Below are 24,604 nucleotides of genomic sequence, written 5' to 3' on the forward strand. Positions count from 1 at the left end.
TCTGACCATGCTGCAAGTTTCATGGGGATGCGCAGCGAGATCGGGCGTTTCATCCGAACATAGCCCACGTCAATGCTCGCCCTGACAAAGCTGATGATCGGCAAGCGAGCTGAGGACATAGCAATCGCCTGCATCGCCATCTCCATTGCAGCCTTTCGTGATCCGGGACAGCTCGGTTTCAAGGGCTTTCAGCCGGGCGATGCGGCGCTGAACATCGGCAAGCTGCGCCGAGGCGATGTCGTTTGCCTGCTGGCATGACCTGTCCGGATGGTCCTGCAACTCCATCAATGCCGAGATCGCCTCGATGGAAAAGCCCAATTCACGCGCATGGCGGATGAAACCCAGCCGCGCCAGCCCGTCACCGTCATAGCGGCGCTGATTGCCCTCGGTCCGTTCTGCAGGCGCGATCAGGCCCATCTGTTCGTAATACCGGATCGTCGGCACCTTAATGCCGGTGCGCCGGGAAATCTCTCCGATTGAAAACATGGAACCGCCCCTGAAACTCTGGTCGCTGAAGCTATTAGATCAGAGCAGGTGCCAAAGCGAAAGATCGCTGCCTTTACCGCCTTGCGGATGGCAGGAAGGCGCCGCCGGATTTGTCAAGTTGCGTTGCTTTCGATGTGGCAACCGAAACCGGCGGGTCGGTCGCGGGGAGAGGTGGACAGGCCTCGGGTCGGTGCTGTTAAGCTGACGGCAAATGCGATTCGTTCAGATGGAGAAGATTATTATGGGCAGTATTCAGAAGCTGGTCATTGCCGGTGCCGGTGTCATGGGCTCACAAGTGGCGTGGCAGGCTGCGTGGCATGGCAAGACTGTGCATGTTTACGACGCATTCGAGGAAGGGCTGAAGAACGGCGATAAGCTGTTTTCCTCATATATGGATGAATTCGTTGAAAAACGTGGCGAAAGCCGGGATCGGGTCGAGGCGGCGCGGCAGCGTATCAGCGGCACCACCGATCTGCAGGCGGCGCTTGCGGATGCCGATATGGTCATCGAGCAGGTGCCCGAAAATATGAAGATCAAGCAGGAATTCTGGGAGAAAGCCTCTGGCTTTGCGCCGGAAAAGACGATTTTCTGCACGAATACCTCGTCGCTTCTGCCAAGTGCGATGCTGCCTTTCGTGGACCGTCCGAAGAAATTCCTGACCCTGCATTTCTGCGTGAAAGTCTGGGAGGCCAATATCGGCGAAGTCATGCTGACCCCGGAAACCGATCCGTCGCTGCGGGAAACCGTGTCGGAATTCGCGCGGGAAATCGGGCTGGTTCCGGTTCAGGTGCAGAAGGAGCAGCCGGGATATATCCTCAACTCGCTGCTGATTCCGCTGATGCGGGCCACTATCGAACTGGTGCGGAACGGCGTCGGCAGTCCGCAGGATATCGACCGGGTCTGGCGGATCTGCATGGGTGGGACCGGCCCGGTCGAGATGATCGACAAGGTCGGGATGCAGGTCTGCTATCACCTTCTGCAGGGGATTGGCGAGCAGGGCGATCAGAACGCCGCCGAGCAGGCCGAATTCTTCAAGACCGAATTCATCGACAAGGGCAAACTGGGCATCAGCTCGGGTGAGGGGTTTTACACCTATCCGAATCCCGCTTTCGAGGCCCCGGATTTTCTGGAGCCGGGTGCGAAGGAATAGGTCCGGGACCTATTCCCACTCAATCGTGCCGGGTGGCTTTGACGTAATGTCATAGGTCACCCGGTTGATGCCCTTCACCTCGTTGATGATCCGTGTCGCGGTCTCGCCGAGGAATTCATGGGTGAAGGGATAGTAATCCGCCGTCATCCCATCGACCGAAGTCACCGCACGCAGGGCGCAGGCGTAATCATAGGTGCGCCCGTCACCCATCACGCCCACGGTGCGGACGGGCAGGATCGCCACGAAAGCCTGCCAGATTTCGTCGTAAAGCCCGTGCTTGCGGATCTGGTCGATATAGACCGCATCGGCCTTGCGCAGGATGTCCAGCTTTTCGCGGGTGATCTCTCCGGGGCAGCGGATCGCAAGACCCGGACCGGGGAAGGGGTGTCGGCCGATGAAGCTGTCGGGGAGGCCCAGTTCACGGCCAAGGGCGCGGACCTCGTCCTTGAACAACTCGCGCAGCGGTTCGACCAGTTTCAGCCCCATCTTCTCGGGCAGGCCGCCGACATTATGGTGCGACTTGATGGTGACCGACGGCCCGCCGCTGAAGCTGACGCTTTCGATCACATCGGGATAGAGTGTGCCCTGCGCCAGAAACTCCGCGCCGTCGATCCCGTTGGCGTATTTCTGGAACACGTCGATGAACAGCCTGCCGATGGTCTTGCGCTTGACCTCGGGATCACTGACGCCCTCCAGAGCGCCGATGAACAGATCGGATTCATCGGCATGGATCAGCGGGATGTTGTAATTGTCGCGGAACATGGTCACGACTTCCTCGGCCTCGTTCTGCCGCAGCAATCCGTGATCGACGAAAACGCAGGTCAGCTGGTCTCCGATCGCCTCATGGATCAGAACGGCGGCAACCGAGGAATCTACGCCGCCGGACAGGCCGCAAATGACCTTCTTGTCGCCGACCTGTTCGCGGATCTTGCGGATCGCCTCATCCCGATAGGCGGCCATCGTCCAGTCGCCGGTGAAGCCCGCCATGCGGATGAAATTCTCCAGCATGGTCTTGCCGTTCGGCGTGTGGTGCACCTCGGGGTGGAACTGCACGGCGAAGAAACCGCGCGATTCGTCGGCGGTGATCGCGTAAGGCGCATTGGGCGAGGTGCCGATCACCTCGAAACCTGGGGCCAGTTCGGTCACCCGGTCGCCGTGGCTCATCCAGACCTGTTCGCGATCCGACAGCCCGGCGAAGATCCCGTCCTTCTTGTGACCCTGCGCGGGGGTAACGAAAGCCCGGCCATATTCGGCATGATGCCCCGCCTCAACCCTCCCGCCAAGCTGGGTCATCATCACCTGCTGGCCATAGCAGATGCCAAAGACCGGCACCCCCATCGACCAGAGCGCATCCGGTGCGCGTGGGCTGCCTTCGCGGGTCACGCTGTCGGGACCGCCCGAGAGGATCACGGCTTTCGGCGCAACTTCGGCCAGTGTGGCGTCGGTGACATTCTGATAGGGATGGATCTCGCAATACACATCCAGTTCGCGCAGACGCCGCGCGATAAGCTGGGTGACCTGAGAACCGAAGTCGATGATGAGAAGGCGCTGATGCTGGGTCATGCAGGGCATTTACGGCGCAGGCCGCGTTCTGACAAGTCCGGGTTTGGAAAGATCTGCGCGGAACCCGGTCAAGCCGGGCGGCGTTTGGATTTCAGCTTGTTAACCAACGGGTTCTTCCCTGAGAGGTCCTCATGATCCGCAGCCCCCTTCATTTCGCGACCGTCATCGGAGCGGCTTCTCTTGCCGCCCTTGCGTCCTGTTCGCCCGAGAATTTCGCCGCCGCACCGGATTCGCAGCGTCAGGTCACGATGGTTCCGACCGGCGATCCGTCCATTCCCGATCCGGTCGAACAGTCGCTTGCCCCGGTCTGCGCCCCGGCAGGTGGCGAGTTGATCGCCGCGCTTCAGGAGCAGATCAACGCAGAAAGAGCGGCGCTTGGCCGCTCGACCGTCGCGTTTTCGGAAGATCTGGATGTGGTCGCGCAATCCCATGCCTGCGACATGGTCTCAATGGGGCGGATGACGGTGGCGGGATCGAACGGATCTTCCGTCGTGCATCGTGTGCGTGCTGCGGAATATACTGCCTGCGCAGCCGCTCAACTGATCGGACGGGCAGGGGATCCCTATGCGCAGGCAGCGGACTGGATGGCCAATCCCGCCGAGGAAGAGATCATGACGCATGATGAATTCGACGAGGCCGGGATCGGCGTTGTCCAATCGGGCGGGCGTCTGTGGTGGTCGCTTGTCCTGACGGATAACTGCCGCTGAACAGCTACCGCACATGACCGGCGATTAAAAAAGGGGCCTGACGGCCCCTTTTTCTGTCTGTCTGATCCGCGACTACTTCTCGGGCACCAAGCCGCGCGGCGCGAAGCGCAGCACCAGCAGCAAGACCAGCCCCATCGCGATGAAGCGCATATGCGGCGAACTGTCCAGAAGATGATCCTTGATGTCTCCGGGCGGCAAGGGAGAGGTCACAAGCTGGATCAGTTGCGGCCCCCAGACCTCTGCCTTGATCCAGATGAACCAGATCAGGATACCGCCAAGCGCCGCGCCCCAGTTATTGCCGGAGCCTCCGACAATGACCATGACCCAGATCAGGAAGGTATAGCGCAGCGGGTTATACTGCGTCGGCGCCATCAGCCCGTCGAGCGTGATCATCATCGCACCGGCAATGCCGATCACCGCGCAGCCGATGACGAAGACCTGAAGGTGACGGCCCGTGACATCCTTGCCCATCGCCTCTGCGGCGGTTTCATTGTCGCGAATGGCCCGCATCATCCGGCCCCAGGGCGATTTAAGCGCAAGCTCGGCCAGCAGGATCAGCACGATCAGAACCGTGGCGAACAGCCCTGCATAGCTGGCCTTGACCCAGATCCCGGATAGTTCCGCCGCCGACATCCCCCAATCCGAGGCGCGGTTGATGAAGTCCTGGCTCTGCTGCAGATCGACCTCATAGGGGGCGGGGCGCGGAATGCCGGTCACATTCTTGACCCCGCGCGCCAGCCACTCCTCGTTTTTCAGCACGGCGACGATGATTTCGCCGATGCCGAGCGTGGCGATGGCCAGATAATCCGACCGCAGGCCAAGCGCGACCTTGCCGACACCCCATGCGGCGATGGCCGCGAACAGCCCGCCAACCGGCCATGACAGCAGCACCGGCAGACCGAGCCCGCCTATATTGCCGTATTGCGCGGCCTGGTTGGCCTCGATCGCGTCCACTGCCGGATCGAACAGGAAGCGATACAGGAAAAATCCGATCACCAGTGTCGCGAGGACCGCCGGGACCCGCATTTTCCGGCTGATGCGCTTCCACAGGACCGAGGCAAGCACCACAGTGCCCAACCCGACCACAATCGCGGCAATCATGCGCAGCCCGCCCGCGCCCCATGCGCCTTCCACCGGCTGAACCGAGATCAGCACCGGGGCCAGACCGCCAAGCGCGATGAACCCCACCACGCCCGAGTTGAACAGCCCGGCATAGCCCCACTGGATATTCAGCCCCAATGCCATGATGCCGGAAATCAGTCCCATATTCAGGATCGCCAGCGAGGTGTTCCACGATCCGGTGAACAGGGCGTTGCTGGTCGTGCCTTCCAGAACGAACAGCACCGCAAGCACCGCGAACAGCAGCGGCGCACGCCAGGCGCTGACAGCTTCGACTTGTCGTGTCGTTGCCATGATCGGACCCCCTACACGGATTTGCCGCGGAACAGGCCGGTTGGCCTGAACAGCAGAACGATGATGAGAATGACGAAGCTGACCGCGAATTTATACTCGGTCGACATCAGTTGTAGCAGCGAGGACCCTGTGTCGAAGCCCAGATACTCGGCCACACGCTTCCAGGGATAGGTGATCGCGACCTCGGAAAAGGCGACGATCAGCCCGCCTGCAATCGCGCCGACCGGGCTGCCGAGACCGCCGACGATGGCGGCGGCGAAGATCGGCAGAAGAAGCTGGAAATAGTTGAAGGGCTTGAAGGATTTGTCCAGACCGTACAGCGTCCCGGCAATGGTTGCCAGAGCCGCCGCGATGATCCAGGTCATGCGCACGACGCGCTCGGGGTCGATCCCCGAAAGCAGCGCCAGATCCTCATTATCCGAATAGGCACGCATCGCCTTGCCGGACCGGGTGCGGTTCAGGAACCAGAACAGCGCCCAGACGACAAGCACCGCGATCACGAGGGTAATCACCTGCGTGGTGCGCAGGGCCAGCCCTTCATCGAGGCCGGTCATCTCGCGGAAGCTGCGCACATCGATTACAAACCGGGCGCCGTCGGCAAAGCGGATCTCATCCACGCCGATCAGCAGACGGGTCAGCCCGTTCATCACGAACATGACGCCCACCGACGCCATGACCAGAATGATCGGATCGGATTTCTTCTTGCGATAGAAGCGATAGACGGCGCGGTCGGTGATCAGCATGGCGACTGCGCATCCGGCAATCCCGATCGGCAGCGCCAGCAGAGCCACAGGCAGCGGCCCAAGGCTGAGGCCAATCGCCTGAAGCCCCCAGGTCGCCAGAATCGTCACGGCGGTGCCAAAGGCCATCGTGTCGCCATGCGCGAAGTTGGAGAACCGCAAAATGCCATAGATCAGCGTCACACCAAGCGCACCAAGCGCAAGCTGTGCTCCATAGGCTGCTGCGGGGATGAAAACGAAGTTCAGAAAGACCACGAAAGCGTTGAGAGGTTCCATCAGAGGCCCTCCTTTCCGCAGGACAGGGTCACGGCAGGGCGGGAAAGGTCAGAAGCGTTCATTCGCACTGCCCCGCATAGGTGATGGACATGGCCGGATCGGTCAGATGAGTCGTGAAACGCGCCTCGCCGCTTTCCAGCACGGTCAGCAGGCGCTGCTTGGCGGGCGCGGTCTCGGTCGCGCTTGCAAGGGTCATGCCGTTTTCGACCACCGCAGCCATCGCCACGGATTCCGACGGGTCGTCCCATTCGGCCTCTGCCAGACCGGCCCCGTCGCTGATGATCGTCAGTCGGCCTTCATAGTCCGTCGCCGCGCATTCATCATCGACACATTCGGTCGCGAAACTGCAACTCAGTGTCACCGAGGTTGCATCCGGAGTGCCGTCGCTTTGCGGTGCCGCGTCCGAAATCGCGGGAACTTCATCTACCGGAGCCTCTCCGCCGGGGGGCAATGCCCCGGCAGGGTCAGCCTGCTGCGCCGCAGCCTGCAGGGCGATGAAGGCGGCCAGAAAGGCGACGCCTGTCAGGTAAGGTTTCATATCGTCAACCTCCTAGGAAGGTGCGGCGCACCTCGTCATTTTCCATCAGCTCTTTGCCGGTGCCGGTATGCGCATTCGCGCCCTGCACCAGAACATAGGCCTTGTCGGCGATATTCATCGCCTGTTTTGCGTTCTGCTCGACCATCAGCACGGGAAGCCCGCCACGGGCGATGGCGATGATGCGGTCGAACAACTCGTCCATGACGATGGGCGACACGCCCGCAGTCGGTTCGTCCAGCATCAGAAGACTGGGCCGGGTCATCAATGCGCGGCTGACCGCAACCTGCTGACGCTGCCCGCCCGACAACTCTCCGGCGGCCTGCCTGCGCTTGTCGGCGACGGCGGGGAACAGTTCATAAACCTGTTCCATCGTTTCGCGGATATCGTCGTTGCGGATGAAAGCGCCCATCTCAAGGTTTTCTTCGACGGTCATCGAGGGGAAAATATTATTTACCTGCGGCACGAACCCCATCCCGGCCTTGACCCGGTCCTGAGGGTTCAGCTCGGTAATATCCCGCCCGTTAAGCCGCACAGAGCCTTCGCGCAGGCTCAGCATCCCGAACAGAGCCTTCATTGCGGTGGATTTCCCCGCGCCATTCGGCCCGACGATCACCGCGATTTCGCCCTGTTCGACCGAGATGGTGCAGTCATGCAGGATATCCGGCCCCTTGCCGTAACCGCCGGTCATGTTCTCGCCGATCAGGAAAGGGTCGCCCTCATGACCCGGACCGACCGGACCCGAGCGGCGCGTGCCGTCATATTGGCCGCGCCCCTTGAGATTGGTGATGGAGGCGTCGCGATTGCCGCGCCCGCCAAAGGGATCGCTGTCGCTCATGCGCCGATCATCTCCTTGTTCTTCAGGCCGCGGCCCAGATAGGCCTCGATCACGGCTTCATTCTGCATGATGCTGTCGGCGCTGCCCTCGGCCAGCACCTTGCCCTCGGCCATGACGATCACCGGATCGCAGAGCTTGCCGATGAAATCCATGTCATGCTCGATCACGCAGAACGTATAGCCGCGTTCCTTGTTCAGCCGGGTGATCGCATCGGCGATGGTCATCAGCAGGGTGCGGTTCACGCCTGCGCCGACCTCATCCAGAAACACGATCTTGGCATCGACCATCATCGTCCGGCCAAGCTCAAGCAGCTTCTTCTGCCCGCCGGACATATTCCCCGCCTTTTCATCGGCCAGATGGTCGATGGTCAGGAACTCCAGCACCTCATCGGCCTTGCGGCGCAGCGAGGCTTCCTCATCCCGGATACGCCCGCGCCCGAACCATGTGTTCAGCAGCCGCTCACCGGCCTGACCGGCGGGAACCATCATCAGATTCTCGCGCACGGTCATGGTGCTGAACTCATGCGCAAGCTGGAAGGTGCGCAGCAGACCCTTGTGGAACAGCTCATGCGGGGGCAGGCCGGTGATATCCTCGCCATCCATGATGACCCGGCCCGCAGTCGGTTCGTGAACCCCGGCGATGACGTTGAACAATGTGGATTTTCCGGCCCCGTTCGGCCCGATCAGTCCGGTGATCGAGCCGGTCTCGATGGTCAGGCTGGCGCCATCGACCGCGGAAAACCCCCCGAATTTCTTGTGCAGGTTCTCGACCTGAATCATTAAACCCCCCGGTTGCGTCGAACGATGTCGCGTGAACAAGCGTTCAATTCTTCAATATGAACCTTTATGACGCATTTTACCATTGCAAAAGGCCCGGCGCATGAAGCGCCGGGCCTTCGTCAACTGTCACGGATCAGTGGAAGCCCACGACTTCCAGCTCACCATCGGTGATCGTGGTTTCACGGAACGACCCCGAGCTTTCGCCCGGCTCGATCAGTTCGACCGAGGTCGCGCCCACATAGTCGATATCCTCGCCAGCAGCCAGAAGCTCCAGCCCACGGGCCAGATCGCCCGGCAGGATCTGCTCACCCGGAGCGTTGGCGACATTCATCACCTCTTCCTTGGCGGCGTTCGGATCGGACGAACCGGCGGCCTGCATGGACAGCAGGATCAGCGCGGCTGCGTCATAAGCCTCGGCGGAATAGGGCGAGGTCGGGTCGAACCCTGCCTCTTCCGCCAGTGCGGCGAAACGGTCGGGCCCGTCACCTTCGGCGGCCGGGTTGATCCCGATTGAGCCGTCGATCTCGGAGCCGAAACGCGAGATCAGCTCATCGCCGACCATGCCGTCGGGGAAGACGAACATATCGAACGCGCCGGTATCGAGCGCACCGCGCGTCACGCCCGAGCCGCCCTGATCGACATAACCCGCAACGACAAGCGCATCGCCGCCAGCGGCTGCAAGCGCCGCAACCTCGGCGGAGTAGTCGCCCTTGCCGTCCTCATGCGCGGCAGAGACGGTCACGGTGCCGCCCAGTTCCTCGAAAGCGGCCTGAATGCTGTCGGCAAGACCCTTGCCATAGTCGTTATTCGTATAGGTGATGGCGACCGATTCGATGCCCTTCTGCTGCATCAGATCGGCAATCACCACACCTTGACGTGCATCAGACGGCGCGGTGCGGAAGAACAGCCCCTGATCCTCGATGGTGGACAGGGCAGGCGAGGTGGCCGAGGGCGAGATCATCATGACGCCGTTCGGGATCGCAACATTTTCCAGCGCGGCGATGGTTTCACCCGAGCACTGCCCGCCGACCATTGCCCGCACGCCTTCGGCAACCTGACGTTCAGCGGCGGCAGAACCGGCGGCAGCGTCGATGCAGGTCGTATCCGACTGAGAGGTCACAACCGTCGAGCCGTCCAGAAAATTACCGGACCCGCTGACTTCGTCGGCAGCAGCCTGACCGCCCGCAGCGATTCCCGGCGCCATCGATTCCAGCGGTCCGGTGAAGCCGAGATGCAGACCCAGCTTGACTTCCTCGGCTCCGGCAGTCCCGGCGATCAGCGCGGTGGTTGCGGTTGCGAGAAGCAGATGTTTCATTTTGTTTAACCCCTGTTGGTCTCTTGTTGATGGAGCGAGGTTATCGGCGCGGTGCCTCAAAAGTAAAGATCAATATCGTTTCGCCCATCTCCACGCTGTAAGGCACGGACCATATGGGCGGATCATGCGCCTCTCTGACGGGCTTTCCCTTTGGTCTCTGTGGGCTTATAAACAGGCCTCGCATTCAACAAGGAGAGCCTCGCCATGACGCAGGATCAGCGCAAGAACACCGCCGCCCCCGATTGGGACAAGGCCGGTTGGCGCGGCTATCCCCGCGTCCAGATGCCGGATTATCCCGATACCGAGGCGCTGAACGCGGTCGAAACGCAGCTTTCAAAATATCCGCCTCTGGTCTTTGCCGGGGAAGCGCGGCGTTTGCGGGCGCATCTGGCAGATGTGGCGGCGGGCCGGGCGTTTCTGCTTCAGGGCGGGGATTGCGCCGAAAGCTTCAACGAATTCAGCGCCGATAATATCCGCGACACGTTCAAGGTCATGCTTCAGATGGCCGTGGTGCTGACATGGGGCGCACAGCTTCCGGTGATCAAGGTCGGACGCATGGCGGGCCAGTTCGCCAAGCCGCGTTCCGCTCCGACGGAAACGCAGGACGGGGTCGAACTTCCCAGCTATCGTGGCGATATCATCAACGGCTTCGACTTCACCGCTGCGTCGCGCGTCCCGGATCCGCAGCGCATGCTGGCGGCTTATACCCAGGCAGCGGCCTCGCTGAACCTGCTCAGGGCATTCTCGACCGGCGGTTATGCAGATATCCATCGTGTGCAAAGCTGGATCGCCGATTTCGTCGGCGGCCCCGAGGCAGAGCGTTACCGCGACATCGCCAGCCGCATCAGCGACGCGATGGCCTTCATGAAAGCGGCAGGCGTCACCTCGGAAATCGCGCCGGAACTGGGTCAGGTCGAGTTTTTCACCAGCCACGAAGCCTTGCTGCTGGAATATGAAGAGGCTCTGGCGCGGGTAGATACCACCACCGGCCTGCCGGTTGCGGGGTCGGGTCACATGATCTGGATCGGCGACCGGACGCGTCAGCCGGACGGTGCGCATGTGGAATTCGCGCGTGGGGTGCAGAACCCGATCGGCCTGAAATGCGGCCCGACAACCACCGAGGATGATCTGAAGATCCTCATGGAAAAGCTGAACCCGCAGAATGAGCCGGGCCGTCTGACCCTGATCGCCCGTTTCGGGGCAGGCAAGGTCGGAGACAACCTGCCGCGCCTGATCCGCGCCGTTCAGTCCGAGGGCGCGAATGTCGTCTGGTCCTGCGACCCGATGCACGGCAACGTGATCAAGTCCTCGACCGGCTACAAGACCCGCCAGTTCGATTCGATCCTCCGCGAGGTGCGCGAGTTCTTCGCCGTCCACAAGGCCGAGGGCACCATCCCCGGCGGCGTGCATTTCGAAATGACCGGGAAAGACGTCACCGAGTGTACAGGCGGTGTACGCGCCGTGACCGATGAAGATCTCTCGGATCGCTACCACACCGCCTGCGACCCGCGCCTGAATGCCAGCCAGTCCCTGGAACTGGCCTTCCTGGTCGCCGAAGAACTCCGCAGCCGCCGCACCGCCGACGAGGCCGTGCACAGCAAGGCAGGCTGAGGGTGGATCGGGGTCTTCAGCCGCGATAACGGAAAGGGGCCTCAGGGCCCCTTTTTGTGTGGCTGATTGGTTGGTGGGGTACGTTTGCTCCAAGTTCATTGGGCTGCATGCAACGACGTGCATGAAAGGCAGCTTTCGACAACTGGCGCCAATCAGACTATGTTTTTATCTCAGTTCTTCATTAAGTTGAACACAGGCTTTTACTGCGCGTTCTAGGCTCCAGACCCATTGATTTCGGGCTGTTTGCGTGATTCAGGCTCTGCAAGGAGACCTGATTTATGAGCAACCTTTTCTGGCTGACTGACGCGCAGATGGAGCGTCTGAAACCCTATTTCCCGAAATCCCACGGCAAGCCACGCGTTGACGACCGGCGTGTGCTGAGCGGCATAATATTCATCAATCGTAATGGCTTGCGATGGTGCGACGCGCCGACGGACTACGGCCCCGCCAAGACGCTCTACAACCGCTGGAAGCGCTGGAGCGAGAACGGGACCTTCGCCCGGATCATGGTGGGCCTCGCCGCCGAGAGTGCCGAACACAATACGATCATGATCGACGCGACCTATCTGAAAGCGCACCGCACGGCCTCGAGCCTGCGGGTCAAAAAAGGGGGCGCGGGCGCCAGATCGGGCGAACGAAAGGCGGCATGAACACGAAACTGCACGCCGTCACCGACGCGAAGGGCCGGCCGATAGGGTTCTTCATGTCCGCCGGACAAGTCAGTGATTACACCGGGGCAGCGGCACTTCTGAACAGCCTGCCGGAGGCGGATTGGCTGCTGGCCGATCGGGGCTATGATGCCGACTGGTTCAGAGATGCCTTGAAAAACAAGGGGATAAAGGTTTGCATCCCGGGTCGGAAGTCGCGCAAGAAACCCGTCAAATACGACAAGCGGCGCTACAAACGCCGCAACCGCATCGAAATCATGTTCGGCCGACTCAAGGATTGGAGGCGCGTCGCCACCCGATACGACCGTTGCCCCGAGACCTTCTTCTCTGCAATCCTGCTCGCCGCGACCGTCATCTTCTGGTTATGATCAAGAACGAGTCCTGAGCCTAGGCTCCAGACCCATTGATTTCGGGCTGTTTGCGTGATTCAGGCTCTGCAAGGAGACCTGATTTATGAGCAACCTTTTCTGGCTGACTGACGCGCAGATGGAGCGTCTGAAACCCTATTTCCCGAAATCCCACGGCAAGCCACGCGTTGACGACCGGCGTGTGCTGAGCGGCATAATATTCATCAATCGTAATGGCTTGCGATGGTGCGACGCGCCGACGGACTACGGCCCCGCCAAGACGCTCTACAACCGCTGGAAGCGCTGGAGCGAGAACGGGACCTTCGCCCGGATCATGGTGGGCCTCGCCGCCGAGAGTGCCGAACACAATACGATCATGATCGACGCGACCTATCTGAAAGCGCACCGCACGGCCTCGAGCCTGCGGGTCAAAAAAGGGGGCGCGGGCGCCAGATCGGGCGAACGAAAGGCGGCATGAACACGAAACTGCACGCCGTCACCGACGCGAAGGGCCGGCCGATAGGGTTCTTCATGTCCGCCGGACAAGTCAGTGATTACACCGGGGCAGCGGCACTTCTGAACAGCCTGCCGGAGGCGGATTGGCTGCTGGCCGATCGGGGCTATGATGCCGACTGGTTCAGAGATGCCTTGAAAAACAAGGGGATAAAGGTTTGCATCCCGGGTCGGAAGTCGCGCAAGAAACCCGTCAAATACGACAAGCGGCGCTACAAACGCCGCAACCGCATCGAAATCATGTTCGGCCGACTCAAGGATTGGAGGCGCGTCGCCACCCGATACGACCGTTGCCCCGAGACCTTCTTCTCTGCAATCCTGCTCGCCGCGACCGTCATCTTCTGGTTATGATCGAGAACGAGTCCTGACCCTAACGGCAGCCATTCGTGCAGTTGCTGCGAATTGACGCTTCGTCCGCACTGCTGACTTGGCCTTAAACGGTCAAACGTTTCTGAGCCGATGTAATATGGTAGCCCCTCACCGCCACAGCGCAGACAACGCCGTTACCGGATCGTCCTCGGCCCAGATTTCGGGGCCAAGCGCGAAGAAATCGGTGATCGGGGTCAGCTTGCCGATCAGGGCTGCGTCCAGCCCGCCCTCGGCGACGACCGGCACCTCGATCATCTCGGACCACCAGGCGAACAGGTCAAGGGGCGCGGCTTCGCCTGTGCCGAGCGCGGTCGCTCCGGCAGGGCCGAAGCTGACATAATCCGCGCCGGCCTCGCCCGCGGCCATCCCGTCATGACGGGACGTGCCGCAGAACGCGCCGATAATCGCATCCGCCCCCAGCTCTTTACGGGCATAGCGGACCTGCTTCGCGCCTCCGCTCAGGTGAACGCCGTCGAGACCGTGGCGCTGTGCAAGCGCGATGTGATCGTCGATGACCACCGCAACGTCACGCGCATGGGCCAGATCGCGCACCGTATCGGCCATGCGGCCAAGCTGTGCTTCGTCTCCTGCGCCGGGAATGCGGATGCAGGCGATCTGGAAGCGCTCCAGCATTTCGTCGAGGATCGGGCCGAACGCGCCCGGTTCGGCTCCGACCGGGGTAATCAGGTAAAGCTGCGGGGCGACGGGTGCGTCAGGCTGGTCGGTCATTGGCGTTCCTTCTTTCCGCCCGCAATATCAGCGCCCGCGCCTGCATACCAGAGCTTGCGGCGCGGCGCGGGCGGCGCTAACAGGCCCGCCATGTCCCAGCCTGTGATCATCCTGACCCGCCCCCAGATGGGCGAAAATATCGGCGCCGCAGCACGCGCCATGCTGAATTTCGGCCTGACCGAGATGCGGATCGTCGATCCGCGCGATGGCTGGCCCAATCCCCGCGCCGTGGCGATGGCCTCGGGTGCTGCGGGCCGGGTGCTGGATCAGGCGCGGATCTTCCCGACGCTGGCCGCCGCGATGGAGGGGATCACATGGGCCTTCGCCACCACCGCAAGGGGGCGTGAGCTGACCAAGCCGGTTTTCACCCCGGCAAGTGCAGCGGAACGCTCTCGCCAGGAAATTGCCGCGACTGGCCGGGTTGCCTTCATCTTCGGCCCGGAGCGTGCAGGTCTGGAAAATGACGATATCGCCCGCGCCAATGCGATTCTGACCGTGCCGGTGAATCCCGATTTTCCGTCGCTGAATCTGGCTCAGGCGGTGCTGCTGATCGGGTATGAGTGGTCACGTGGCGCTCTGCCCGACCAGCCGATGCCGACAAACCGCCGCCCCGCCGGTGAGGTTCCCGCGGACCGGATCGAGATCGAGAAACTCGCCGATCATTATGAATCGCGGCTTGAAGAGTCAGGATATTTCTTCCCCGACGCGAAAGCGCCCTCGATGAAACTCAACCTGCGGAATATGTGGTCGCGCATGCCGCTGACCCGCGCCGATGTTCAGGTGCTTCACGGGCTGCTGAGGCAGTTGACCCGGCGCTAGACCTCTGCCCGACAAGAGAGTAACACATCGCCATGAGCAGCAAGCGCAAGACGGACAAGGTCGGCCCGGCCAGCCGCGAAGAACGGTTGGGCGCGGCGTTGCGGGCCAATCTGGCCCGGCGCAAGGCGCAGGCGCGAGCCAGAGCAGACAGTCAAGAGGGCGAGGCGACCGACGAAAACGCCCCGGAAAGTGAGGAATAATGGATCAGATCATCGTCCAGGGGGGCGGCGAGCTTAACGGCGAGATCCCGATTGCCGGGGCCAAGAATGCCTGTCTGACGCTGATGCCGGCAACGCTGCTGACCGATCAGCCTCTGACGCTGACTAATACGCCGCGCCTGTCGGATATCCGCACGATGACGCAGCTTCTGCAATCGCTCGGGGCCGAGGTGGTCTCGATGCAGGACGGTCAGGTTCTGGCGATGTCCAGCCATGATCTGACCAGCCACCGGGCGGATTACGAGATCGTGCGCAAGATGCGGGCCTCGATTCTGGTTCTGGGTCCGATGCTGGCGCGAGATGGCCAGGCGATCGTGTCCCTGCCGGGCGGCTGTGCGATCGGGGCGCGTCCGGTCGATCTGCATCTCAAGGCGCTTGAGGCGATGGGGGCAGAGCTGGATCTGCGCGAGGGCTATGTCCACGCGACCACCCCCGGCGGACGGCTGAAAGGGGCGCAGATCGAGTTTCCTGTCGTCTCGGTGGGGGCGACCGAAAACGCGCTGATGGCGGCGACGCTGGCCAAAGGCACCACGGTTCTGAAAAACGCCGCGCGAGAGCCGGAAATCGTCGATCTTGCCGAATGTCTGCGCCGCATGGGTGCGCAGATCGAGGGCGAGACGACCGGCACGATCACCATTCAGGGCGTCGATTCATTGTCCGGTGCGACGCATCCGGTTGTCGCCGACCGGATCGAGTTGGGGACCTATATGCTTGCTCCGGCGATTTGCGGCGGCGAGGTGGAATGCCTTGGCGGCCGGATGGATCTTATCGCGGCATTCGCGGAAAAGCTGGATGAGGCGGGCATTGAGGTGACGCAGACCGAGCGCGGCATCAAGGTCTCGCGCAAGAATGGCCGTGTCCGTGCGGTCGATGTCGTGACCGAGCCGTTCCCCGGCTTCCCAACCGATCTGCAGGCGCAGATGATGGCGCTGATGTGTACCGCCGATGGCACCAGCGTGCTTGAGGAACGGATCTTCGAGAACCGCTTCATGCATGCCCCCGAACTGACCCGGATGGGTGCAAGGATCGAGGTTCATGGCGGCCATGCCACCGTGACCGGCGTTGAAAAGTTGCGTGGCGCTCCGGTGATGGCGACGGATCTGCGGGCCTCGGTCAGCCTGATCCTTGCCGGTCTGGCAGCCGAGGGCGAAACCGTGGTCAGCCGGGTCTATCACCTCGACCGGGGCTATGAGCGTGTTGTGCGGAAACTGCGCGGAGTCGGTGCCAATCTGACCCGTATGAAGGAGGCCCATCCCGATGAATGACGCCAGTTTTCACGATGCCGATCCCGGCCCGCTGATGCTGCGTGCCGAGGGCGCAGAGGATGTCTCGGTCCTGTCCATGCTGGTGCAGGATGCGGTTCTGACCGGCGCGGATATCACCTTCGACCGGACACGGCGTCAACTTACCATGCTGATCAACCGCTTCCGTTGGGAAGATGCGCATGACGCCGAGCGTGAGGGGCGCGATTTCGAACGGGTCCGGGCGCTGCTTGTTGTCTCGGATATTACCGGCCTGCGCAGCGACGGGATCGACCGTGGCAATGCCGATGAGGTACTGTCGCTGCTGGCGCTTGTCTGGCAGCCCGGTGCGGACGGGACGGGTCGGCTGATGCTGGAATTCGCCGGTGATGGAACGATTGCGGTCGATGCGGAATGCGTGTCGATCGATCTGCGCGACGTGACCCGCCCCTATATCGCACCTTCGGGCCATATGCCCCGCCATGACGACGCGTAGCGGCGGCGGCAGGTGACCGCCGCCTTTCAGCTTTGGCGGCTGACCCCGGATCGCGCCGAGGAATGGCAGGCGATCCGGATTGAGGCGCTGACGCGGGCGCCAGAGGCGTTCGGCTCCAGTCTGGATGACTGGGATGGCCGTCCGCTTGCTGATTTTGCCAAACGGCTTGAGGGATGCGAGATGTGGGCCGCCGGGCCGGGTCCCGGCCAGCCGGCAGCCGTCGCTAGCTGGGAGCGGGATATCTCGCCCGCAGAGCCGGATCTGGGCTGGGTCATGTCGGTTTATGTCCGCCCCGAATCGCGCGGGCAGGGGCTGGCCGATGCCATTTTCGACCGGATCGCCCGGTCGGCCTCTGCTGCAGGGATGACCCGGCTGGGGCTGCATGTGGGAAGCGGGAATATCCATGCACAATCCCTCTATGAGCGGGTGGGTTTCGTGAAGACCGGCGGTCCGCCCATGCTGAATGAGCGCGGTGTCTGGGAAATCGAGATGCGCCGTATGCTGCGCCCGGCCCTCCGCCACCGGCTCCGTGCGTTGTACGCTTGAGCGCAGCGTAAGGCGCGGCTACATATCGCCGACAAAAGGAGCCGTGAATGCCTGTAAGACTGACCACATCCGCCCCCGATTTCGAGGAACGCTTTGCCGGGGTGCTTCAGGCCAAGCGCGAGGATTCGGGGGATGTCGGTGATGTCGTCGCGGCGATTATCGGCGATGTGCGGGTTCGGGGCGACGAGGCGCTGACAGAATATACCGCGCGTTTCGACGGGCTGGAGCTGACGGCGGACAGGCTGCGCTTTACCGTTGAGGAAATCGCCGCGCATGTCGCCAAGGTTCCGGCCCGCGAGCGTGAGGCGCTAGAACTGGCCGCATCGCGGATCCGGGCCTATCATGAACGTCAGCTGCCTCGCGATGAAAGCTGGACGGATGAGACCGGCGCGATGCTCGGCTGGCGCTGGACGCCTGTATCCGATGCCGGGCTGTATGTGCCGGGAGGGCAGGCAAGCTATCCTTCGTCGGTGCTGATGAATGCCGTGCCCGCCCGTGTCGCCGGGGTGAGACGGTTGGTGGTCTGTGTGCCGACACCGCGCGGAGAGGTGAACCCGCTGGTGTTGCTGGCCTGCCAGATCGCCGGCGTGGACGAAATTTACCGCATAGGCGGGGCGCAGGCGATTGCGGCCATGGCCTATGGCACTGAAACACTGGCTCCGGTCGATAAGATCACCGGCCCCGGCAATGCCTATGTCGCGGCGGCGAAGCGTCAGGTTTTCGGCAAGGTCGGTATCGACATGATCGCGGGCCCGTCCGAAGTGCTGGTGATCGCGGATGCGGATCAGAACCCGGACTGGATCGCGCTGGATCTGATGGCGCAAGCTGAACACGACGCCGATGCACAGTCGATCCTGATCACCCCGGATGAGGCGCTGGCGGATGCGGTGAAAAGCGCGGTCGAAACGCTGATCCCGACTCTGGCGCGGGCAGAGATCGCGGGGGCAAGCTGGCGCGACTATGGGACAGTCATCGTGACGCGCGATCTGGATGAGGCGGCAAGCCTCTCGGACCGGCTCGCGCCCGAACATCTGGAAATCTGCACCGACGCGCCTGAAGATCTGGCCGGGAAGATCCGGCACGCGGGCGCGATTTTCCTTGGCCCCTATACGCCGGAAGCCGTGGGGGATTATGTCAGCGGCCCGAACCATGTCCTGCCGACCGCACGTTCGGCCCGGTTTTCCTCGGGCCTCTCGGTGATGGATTTTCTGAAACGGACAACGATTGCGCAACTCAGCCCGGGTGCGCTTGCCAGTATCGGGCCTGCGGCGGTCTGCCTTGCCGAATCCGAAGGCCTCGGCGCTCATGGCAGATCGGTTTCGGCACGGCTGGAGGTCATCAACCAGAAGCCGAGGCAGGGCTTATGATCGACGCTGCACCCTATATCGGCTATGCCGCCGCGATCCTCGGAACGGTCTGCTGGGTTCCTCAGCTTGTCAGAACACTTGGCACACGGATGGTCCGCGACATATCCCTGTGGACCACGATCCTGTTATTCGTCACCATGAGCCTGTGGTTCTGCTATGGCCTGTTACTGAACGCCTGGCCCATCATCATCGCCAATCTGCTGAGCGGATCGGCCGTTGCCTTATTGTTGTTTGCGAAGATCGCCTGGGGGAAACCATGAGCCGTATTTCAAAGATCGAGATCGATGACAGCGCCATACCGCCTGCCTCGCCCGAGGTCATGCAAGAGCGCAAGGTCGCGATTTACGACCTGCTTGAGGAAAACAGCTTCGGCATTCCGCCCCGAGACGGCCATGATATCCCGAACGGCCCCTATGCGCTGTCTCTGGCGATCCGTGACGGGCGGCTGGTTTTCGATATCGCCACCGAAACCGAAGAGAAAGTCGCCGAGTTTTCACCTGTCCCTTGGCCCGTTCAGGCAGGTGGTGAAAGATTATTTCCAGATCTGCGACAGCTATTACGATGCGGTCAGGAACCTGCCTCCGGCCAAGATCGAGGCGATAGACATGGCCCGCCGCGGTATCCATAACGAAGGCGCCCGGACGCTTCAGGAAAGGCTGGAAGGTAAGGCAGAGGTGGATGAACACACCTCGCGACGCCTGTTCACCCTGATTTGCGCACTGATCCCTCAGGCGTGACTCATGTCCGGGCAGATCCCCAATTCGGTGCTGTTCTGCTGCGATCATAACGCTGTCCGCTCGCCAATGGCCGAGGGGATGATGAAGAAATTCTATGGCCATGCCGCTTATGTCCAGTCGGCGGGGGTCAGGAACGATCTGGAAATCGACGGGTTCGCGATTGCCGTCTGTCAGGAACTCGGCGTGGAGTTGTCGCGCCACCGCTCACGCAGTTTCGAAGAGATGCAAAGCTGGGGAGACGATCTCAGCAGTTTCGACCTGATCATCGCCCTGTCGCCCGCATCGCAGCGTCAGGCGATCGAGCTGACCCGGCATGCGCATCTCGATATCGAATACTGGCCGGTCATGGACCCGACCGGTCTGGCCGAGGGGCGTGACGCGGTTCTGCAGAAATATCGCGAGGCCCGGGACCAGATCCGCACGCGCATGATCGACCGTTTCGGCACACCTGTGGACTCATAGCCGACGAACAGGCGATAAACGGAGATGAAAAAGGGGAGAGTTTCATGTCCATAAGCGATCCGGTGGTCATCGTCAGTGCGGCCCGTACGCCGATGGGCGGGTTTCAGGGCGATTTCGCAAGCTTGCCCGCCGCAGATCTGGGAGCGGCGGCAATCGGGGCCGCGATTGAGCGCAGCGGTGTCGCCGCCGATCAGGTTCAGGAAGTCATCATGGGCTGCGTGCTGCCCGCCGGTCAGGGGCAGGCTCCGGCGCGGCAGGCGGCCCTCGGCGCGGGGCTGCCCTTCGGCACCGGGGCCACGACGATCAACAAGATGTGCGGGTCTGGCATGAAAGCCGCGATGCTGGCGCATGATCTGCTTCTTGCGGGCAGTGCCGATATCGCCGTGGCGGGCGGGATGGAGAGCATGTCGAACGCCCCTTATCTGCTACCCAAATCGCGCGAGGGGATGCGCATGGGGCATGGTCAGGTGCTGGATCACATGTTTCTCGACGGGCTGGAGGACGCCTATGACAAGGGCCGCCTCATGGGCACATTCGCCGAGGATTGTGCGCAATCCTATGGTTTCACCCGGCAAGAGCAGGATGATTTCGCCATCGAATCCCTGACCCGCGCCCAGAATGCCATCAGTGGCGGGCAGTTCGCCCGGGAAATCACTCCGGTGACGGTCAGCAGTCGTAAGGGCGATGTGGTGGTCGGGATCGATGAACAGCCCGGCAAGGCGCGGATGGACAAGATTCCGACGCTGAAGCCCGCCTTCCGCAAGGATGGGACGGTGACGGCGGCGAACTCATCGTCGATTTCGGACGGGGCTGCGGCGATGGTCCTGATGCGGCGCAGCCGGGCCGAGCGGCTGGGTCTGACGCCTCTGGCGGTGATTGCCGGTCATGCGACCTATGCCGACAAGCCAAGCCTGTTCCCGACCGCTCCGGTCGGTGCGATGAAATATCTGGCCGAGCGGACCGGATGGGATCTGGCCGATGTCGATCTGTTCGAAATCAACGAGGCCTTCGCTGTCGTCACAATGGCCGCGATGCGCGATCTGGACCTGCCGCATGACAAGGTGAACATTCATGGCGGCGCATGCGCTCTGGGTCATCCCATCGGTGCATCAGGTGCGCGGGTCATGGTGACGCTGCTTGCGGCACTTGAGACCTACGGCAAGACGCGCGGCGTGGCGTCACTGTGCATCGGAGGTGGTGAGGCGACTGCTGTGGCGATTGAGCGGGTGAGTTGAGGTGGCGCGGGTGTATTGATTAAGCAGCCCCGGTTTTTCTGCGGAAGGCTTGGGTTCGGGGTCGTGCAATGGTGGGTTAGGGTCCAATTTGACCGATGCTGCGGGGTACTCGAAGGTCAACTTTTCACCGATGCCTGACCTCCTTGATGTAAGGGCGACGACAGCACTTGGTGCCAATCCAGAACGCAAGAAAGTCCGGTTAAATGCCTATCAATATTTCATGGATCACCGAGATGTTCCCTGCTGCAACTGTAGTGCGTGGCGCAGACTGCAATGAGGTTCATTTCTCGAATGCTGAGGACTTTCTTGGGTGCCTGGCTCTCTTTAAGATCAAACAGGATCCATATTGGTCTCAAGAAGCAGGTGGTTCAGGATGGCTCTTTCGGGGCCATTGGGATGCCAATTGGTCGATGTTGCCCTCGGCACACCGCGGCGATCAACCCTTTGCGGAATTCGGCTTCAGTCTCCCGGACCGGGATAAGACCTCTAGGCTCAGGACTCGTTCTTGATCATAACCAGAAGATGACGGTCGCGGCGAGCAGGATTGCAGAGAAGAAGGTCTCGGGGCAACGGTCGTATCGGGTGGCGACGCGCCTCCAATCCTTGAGTCGGCCGAACATGATTTCGATGCGGTTGCGGCGTTTGTAGCGCCGCTTGTCGTATTTGACGGGTTTCTTGCGCGACTTCCGACCCGGGATGCAAACCTTTATCCCCTTGTTTTTCAAGGCATCTCTGAACCAGTCGGCATCATAGCCCCGATCGGCCAGCAGCCAATCCGCCTCCGGCAGGCTGTTCAGAAGTGCCGCTGCCCCGGTGTAATCACTGACTTGTCCGGCGGACATGAAGAACCCTATCGGGCGGCCCTTCGCGTCGGTGACGGCGTGCAGTTTCGTGTTCATGCCGCCTTTCGTTCGCCCGATCTGGCGCCCGCGCCCCCTTTTTTGACCCGCAGGCTCGAGGCCGTGCGGTGCGCTTTCAGATAGGTCGCGTCGATCATGATCGTATTGTGTTCGGCGCTCTCGGCGGCGAGGCCCACCATGATCCGGGCGAAGGTCCCGTTCTCGCTCCAGCGCTTCCAGCGGTTGTAGAGCGTCTTGGCGGGGCCGTAGTCCGTCGGCGCGTCGCACCATCGCAAGCCATTACGATTGATGAATATTATGCCGCTCAGCACACGCCGGTCGTCAACGCGTGGCTTGCCGTGGGATTTCGGGAAATAGGGTTTCAGACGCTCCATCTGCGCGTCAGTCAGCCAGAAAAGGTTGCTCATAAATCAGGTCTCCTTGCAGAGCCTGAATCACGCAAACAGCCCGAAATCAATGGGTCTGGAGCCTAGTCTTGACAATGTATCAGCCACGTTGAGGTATCGACATTGGCTTTCTGCGCCATGACCGGCAACCGACCAGGATGGAATTAGACATTTGTCGCTTGGAAATGACCGGCAGTAAAGTCCCGCATAGCCCCCTTTGAACAAAACCGCCCTCGCAGTTCCCCGCGAGGGAGCTGACCCTGCTGAACGTCACCGAGCGGATCAGCACCCCCTATAGGATCGCGCAGGCTCCTTCGGTCGAATCGCTGGCAGCGGCGCGGAACACGCCGAACATCTCGCGGCCCATGCCGTATTGGTTGCCGGACAGATCGGCCGTCGCGCAATCGCGGCTGTCGAAATCATCGGCCTGACATTCGATGCGGCCGCTGACCGCGTCCAGCCGGACGATGTCGCCGTCTCGCACCTTGGCGATGGGTCCGCCATTCGCGGCTTCGGGCGCGATATGTATCGCCGCCGGCACCTTGCCGGATGCGCCCGACATCCGCCCATCCGTCACAAGCGCGACTTTCAGCCCGCGATCCTGAAGCACCGCCAGAATCGGGGTCAGCGAATGCAGTTCCGGCATGCCATTCGCAGCCGGACCCTGAAAGCGGACGACGACGATCGTGTCTTCGGTGAACTCTCCGGCGCGGAAGGCGTCTTTCACCTGTTCCTGATCGGTAAAGACGCGGGCAGGGGCTTCGATGATATGACGCTCAGGGGCCACGGCAGAGACCTTGATGACGCCCCTTCCCATATTGCCCTGAAGCTGCTTCAGCCCGCCGGTCGGCGCAAAAGCGTCGCTGGCCGGGCGCAGGATCTTGTCGTTCTGGGATTCGGACGGACCGTCTTCCCAGACCACGCGCCCACCGCGCATCTTCGGCTCGGTCGTATAGCGGTCCAGACCGCCGCCCGCGATGGTGCGGACATCCTCGTGCAGAAGCCCTGCTTCCAGCAGGTGGCGGATCATGTATCCAAGCCCGCCCGCGGCATGGAAATGGTTCACGTCGGCCAGACCGTTTGGATAGACCCGTGCCATCAGCGGGACGGTTTCGGAAATATCGTGGAAATCCTCGATATCCAGAAGCACGCCCGCCGCCCGCGCCATTGCCGGAAGATGGAGAACCAGATTGGTTGACCCTCCGGTCGCCATCAGCCCGACAATACCGTTCACGAAGGCGCGTTCGTCCAGAACCTCGCCGACGGGAAGATAATCATTCCCCAGCCGGGTGATCGCCGCCGCGCGTTCCACCGCCGCGCCGGTCAGCGCATCGCGCATTTCGGTGCCGGGATTGACGAAGCTCGATCCGGGCAGATGCAGCCCCATGAATTCCATCAGCATCTGGTTCGAGTTCGCCGTGCCGTAGAAGGTGCAGGTGCCGGGTGAATGATATGAGGCCATCTCGGCTTCCATCAGCCTGTCGCGCCCGACCTCTCCGCTGGCGAATTGCTGGCGCACGCGGGATTTTTCGTCATTGGGCAGACCCGAGGGCATGGGGCCTGCGGGAACGAAGACCGAGGGGACATGCCCGAACGTGGCTGCCGCAATCACCAGACCGGGCACGATCTTGTCGCAAACGCCCAGATACATGGCCGAATCGAACGTGTCATGCGACATCGCCACACTCGCGGCAAGGGCGATGACATCGCGCGAAAACAGCGACAGCTCCATCCCCGCCCGGCCCTGAGTCACCCCGTCGCACATGGCAGGCACCCCGCCCGCGACCTGCGCGGTCGCTCCGGCCCGGGCGGCAGCCTCGCGGATCAGATCGGGAAAACGCTCATACGGTTTATGGGCGGAAAGCATATCATTATAGGCGGTGACAATGCCGATATTCGGCTTTCTGGTCGTCGCCAGTTCGTCCTTGTTCGGCATCCCGGCATAGGCATGCGCCTGATTGCCACAAGAGAGATGCGCCCGGCGCGGCCCGTCCTCGGCAGCCTTGGCCATGCGGTCGAGATAGGCGGGGCGGGATGTGGCAGAGCGTTCCCGGATCCGGTCGGTCACGCGGTCGATGGTGCTGTGTAATGTCATGGCTGTCTCCCGTGGATGGGCAGAAAAATGGCTTGGATGCACTGTATCCTGTTAGCGGTAACTATTCAATGCCTGCTGGATGGTCTTGTCGAAAGGCCGGGTG

25 protein-coding genes and 1 pseudogene are annotated in these 24,604 nt (G+C 61.9%); 15 read left to right on the forward strand and 11 right to left on the reverse strand.

The window, feature by feature from the left end:
• Positions 1–69 precede the first annotated feature (69 nt).
• Complete coding sequence (locus PAE61_RS06250) at positions 70–486, reverse strand: MerR family transcriptional regulator (protein ID WP_271114477.1); 417 nt, start codon at positions 484–486, stop codon at positions 70–72.
• Positions 487–712: 226 nt separating this feature from the next.
• Between PAE61_RS06250 and PAE61_RS06255 the strand changes: the two genes are divergently transcribed.
• Positions 713–1,636, forward strand: coding sequence for a 3-hydroxyacyl-CoA dehydrogenase (locus tag PAE61_RS06255; RefSeq protein WP_271114478.1), 924 nt, complete (start codon positions 713–715; stop codon positions 1,634–1,636).
• A 9-nt stretch (positions 1,637–1,645) separates the two neighbouring features.
• On the opposite strand, the gene guaA is transcribed toward PAE61_RS06255, so the two are convergent.
• The gene (gene guaA, locus PAE61_RS06260) at positions 1,646–3,199 is read right to left on the reverse strand and encodes a glutamine-hydrolyzing GMP synthase (protein WP_271114479.1); all 1,554 of its coding nucleotides are present in this window, start codon (positions 3,197–3,199) and stop codon (positions 1,646–1,648) included.
• Positions 3,200–3,330: 131 nt separating this feature from the next.
• Between guaA and PAE61_RS06265 the strand changes: the two genes are divergently transcribed.
• Entirely contained in the window at positions 3,331–3,906 is a 576-nt protein-coding gene (locus PAE61_RS06265) for a CAP domain-containing protein (RefSeq protein ID WP_271114480.1), read from the forward strand.
• Positions 3,907–3,978: 72 nt separating this feature from the next.
• On the opposite strand, the gene PAE61_RS06270 is transcribed toward PAE61_RS06265, so the two are convergent.
• The 6 genes from PAE61_RS06270 to PAE61_RS06295 all read right to left on the reverse strand — a co-directional run bounded on the left by PAE61_RS06270 (position 3,979) and on the right by PAE61_RS06295 (position 9,802).
• On the reverse strand, positions 3,979–5,319 hold the full coding sequence (locus PAE61_RS06270; protein WP_271114481.1) for a branched-chain amino acid ABC transporter permease: 1,341 nt from the start codon (positions 5,317–5,319) through the stop codon (positions 3,979–3,981).
• Positions 5,320–5,330: 11 nt separating this feature from the next.
• Positions 5,331–6,335 (reverse strand): branched-chain amino acid ABC transporter permease, encoded by a 1,005-nt coding sequence (locus PAE61_RS06275; RefSeq protein ID WP_271114482.1) that lies wholly within the window; start codon positions 6,333–6,335, stop codon positions 5,331–5,333.
• A 58-nt stretch (positions 6,336–6,393) separates the two neighbouring features.
• On the reverse strand, positions 6,394–6,873 hold the full coding sequence (locus PAE61_RS06280; protein WP_271114483.1) for a hypothetical protein: 480 nt from the start codon (positions 6,871–6,873) through the stop codon (positions 6,394–6,396).
• Positions 6,874–6,877: 4 nt separating this feature from the next.
• Entirely contained in the window at positions 6,878–7,708 is an 831-nt protein-coding gene (locus PAE61_RS06285; RefSeq protein ID WP_271114484.1) for an ABC transporter ATP-binding protein, read from the reverse strand.
• Positions 7,705–8,487, reverse strand: a complete 783-nt coding sequence (locus PAE61_RS06290) for an ABC transporter ATP-binding protein (protein ID WP_271114485.1) — start codon at positions 8,485–8,487, stop codon at positions 7,705–7,707. Before PAE61_RS06290 ends, PAE61_RS06285 begins: the two co-directional genes overlap by 4 nt.
• Before the next feature lie 133 nt (positions 8,488–8,620).
• A complete protein-coding gene (locus tag PAE61_RS06295; RefSeq protein ID WP_271114486.1) occupies positions 8,621–9,802 on the reverse strand; it encodes an ABC transporter substrate-binding protein in 1,182 nt (393 codons plus the stop codon).
• A 204-nt stretch (positions 9,803–10,006) separates the two neighbouring features.
• On the opposite strand from PAE61_RS06295, the gene PAE61_RS06300 reads away from it, so the two are divergent.
• The 3 genes from PAE61_RS06300 (at position 10,007) to PAE61_RS06310 (ending at position 13,292) form a co-directional block, all read left to right on the forward strand.
• The gene (locus PAE61_RS06300) at positions 10,007–11,413 is read left to right on the forward strand and encodes a class II 3-deoxy-7-phosphoheptulonate synthase (protein ID WP_271114487.1); all 1,407 of its coding nucleotides are present in this window, start codon (positions 10,007–10,009) and stop codon (positions 11,411–11,413) included.
• Positions 11,414–11,691: 278 nt separating this feature from the next.
• Positions 11,692–12,449 (forward strand): IS5 family transposase gene (locus tag PAE61_RS06305; protein ID WP_271112274.1). Its coding sequence is split into 2 segments (ribosomal slippage): positions 11,692–12,028 and positions 12,028–12,449, totalling 759 coding nucleotides; the frame shifts between segments, so codons are not numbered across the junction.
• Between the two features lie 85 nt (positions 12,450–12,534).
• A protein-coding gene (locus tag PAE61_RS06310) for an IS5 family transposase (RefSeq protein ID WP_271112274.1) occupies positions 12,535–13,292 on the forward strand; the annotation gives its coding sequence in 2 pieces (ribosomal slippage) (positions 12,535–12,871 and positions 12,871–13,292; 759 coding nt in all).
• A gap of 126 nt (positions 13,293–13,418) precedes the next feature.
• Here PAE61_RS06310 and PAE61_RS06315 read toward each other — a convergent pair.
• Positions 13,419–14,039, reverse strand: a complete 621-nt coding sequence (locus PAE61_RS06315; RefSeq protein WP_271114488.1) for a thiamine phosphate synthase — start codon at positions 14,037–14,039, stop codon at positions 13,419–13,421.
• 90 nt (positions 14,040–14,129) lie between these two features.
• Here PAE61_RS06315 and PAE61_RS06320 point away from each other — a divergent pair, with 90 nt between their 5' ends.
• The 10 genes and pseudogenes from PAE61_RS06320 (at position 14,130) to PAE61_RS06365 (ending at position 21,160) form a co-directional block, all read left to right on the forward strand.
• Positions 14,130–14,858: an RNA methyltransferase gene (locus tag PAE61_RS06320; protein WP_271114489.1), complete on the forward strand. Its 729-nt coding sequence runs from the start codon at positions 14,130–14,132 to the stop codon at positions 14,856–14,858.
• A gap of 32 nt (positions 14,859–14,890) precedes the next feature.
• A complete protein-coding gene (locus tag PAE61_RS06325) occupies positions 14,891–15,058 on the forward strand; it encodes a hypothetical protein (protein WP_271114490.1) in 168 nt (55 codons plus the stop codon).
• A complete protein-coding gene (murA, locus tag PAE61_RS06330; RefSeq protein WP_271114491.1) occupies positions 15,058–16,341 on the forward strand; it encodes a UDP-N-acetylglucosamine 1-carboxyvinyltransferase in 1,284 nt (427 codons plus the stop codon). Before PAE61_RS06325 ends, murA begins: the two co-directional genes overlap by 1 nt.
• On the forward strand, positions 16,334–16,813 hold the full coding sequence (locus PAE61_RS06335; RefSeq protein ID WP_271114492.1) for a DUF2948 family protein: 480 nt from the start codon (positions 16,334–16,336) through the stop codon (positions 16,811–16,813). The genes murA and PAE61_RS06335 overlap by 8 nt, the downstream gene beginning before the upstream one ends.
• A 12-nt stretch (positions 16,814–16,825) precedes the next feature.
• Complete coding sequence (locus PAE61_RS06340) at positions 16,826–17,359, forward strand: GNAT family N-acetyltransferase (protein ID WP_271114493.1); 534 nt, start codon at positions 16,826–16,828, stop codon at positions 17,357–17,359.
• A 47-nt stretch (positions 17,360–17,406) separates the two neighbouring features.
• Positions 17,407–18,726 carry a histidinol dehydrogenase gene (gene hisD, locus PAE61_RS06345; protein ID WP_271114494.1) on the forward strand — a complete coding sequence of 440 codons (1,320 nt, stop codon included), beginning with the start codon at positions 17,407–17,409 and terminating at the stop codon, positions 18,724–18,726.
• Positions 18,723–18,986, forward strand: a complete 264-nt coding sequence (locus tag PAE61_RS06350) for a SemiSWEET family sugar transporter (protein WP_271114495.1) — start codon at positions 18,723–18,725, stop codon at positions 18,984–18,986. The genes hisD and PAE61_RS06350 overlap by 4 nt, the downstream gene beginning before the upstream one ends.
• Positions 18,983–19,463: pseudogene (locus PAE61_RS06355) on the forward strand (UPF0262 family protein). Before PAE61_RS06350 ends, PAE61_RS06355 begins: the two are co-directional and overlap by 4 nt.
• Positions 19,464–19,466: 3 nt before the next feature.
• Complete coding sequence (locus PAE61_RS06360; RefSeq protein ID WP_271114496.1) at positions 19,467–19,925, forward strand: arsenate-mycothiol transferase ArsC; 459 nt, start codon at positions 19,467–19,469, stop codon at positions 19,923–19,925.
• Between the two features lie 44 nt (positions 19,926–19,969).
• Positions 19,970–21,160: an acetyl-CoA C-acetyltransferase gene (locus tag PAE61_RS06365; RefSeq protein WP_271114497.1), complete on the forward strand. Its 1,191-nt coding sequence runs from the start codon at positions 19,970–19,972 to the stop codon at positions 21,158–21,160.
• A gap of 509 nt (positions 21,161–21,669) precedes the next feature.
• Here the strand turns inward: PAE61_RS06365 and PAE61_RS06370 are convergent.
• Both PAE61_RS06370 and edd read right to left on the reverse strand, forming a co-directional pair.
• A protein-coding gene (locus PAE61_RS06370; RefSeq protein WP_271112274.1) for an IS5 family transposase occupies positions 21,670–22,427 on the reverse strand; the annotation gives its coding sequence in 2 pieces (ribosomal slippage) (positions 21,670–22,091 and positions 22,091–22,427; 759 coding nt in all).
• Positions 22,428–22,698: 271 nt separating this feature from the next.
• Positions 22,699–24,501, reverse strand: coding sequence for a phosphogluconate dehydratase (gene edd / locus PAE61_RS06375; protein WP_271114498.1), 1,803 nt, complete (start codon positions 24,499–24,501; stop codon positions 22,699–22,701).
• Positions 24,502–24,604 lie beyond the last annotated feature (103 nt).

The sequence above is a fragment of the Paracoccus aerodenitrificans genome (genome assembly GCF_027913215.1).
Lineage (GTDB): Bacteria > Pseudomonadota > Alphaproteobacteria > Rhodobacterales > Rhodobacteraceae > Paracoccus > Paracoccus aerodenitrificans.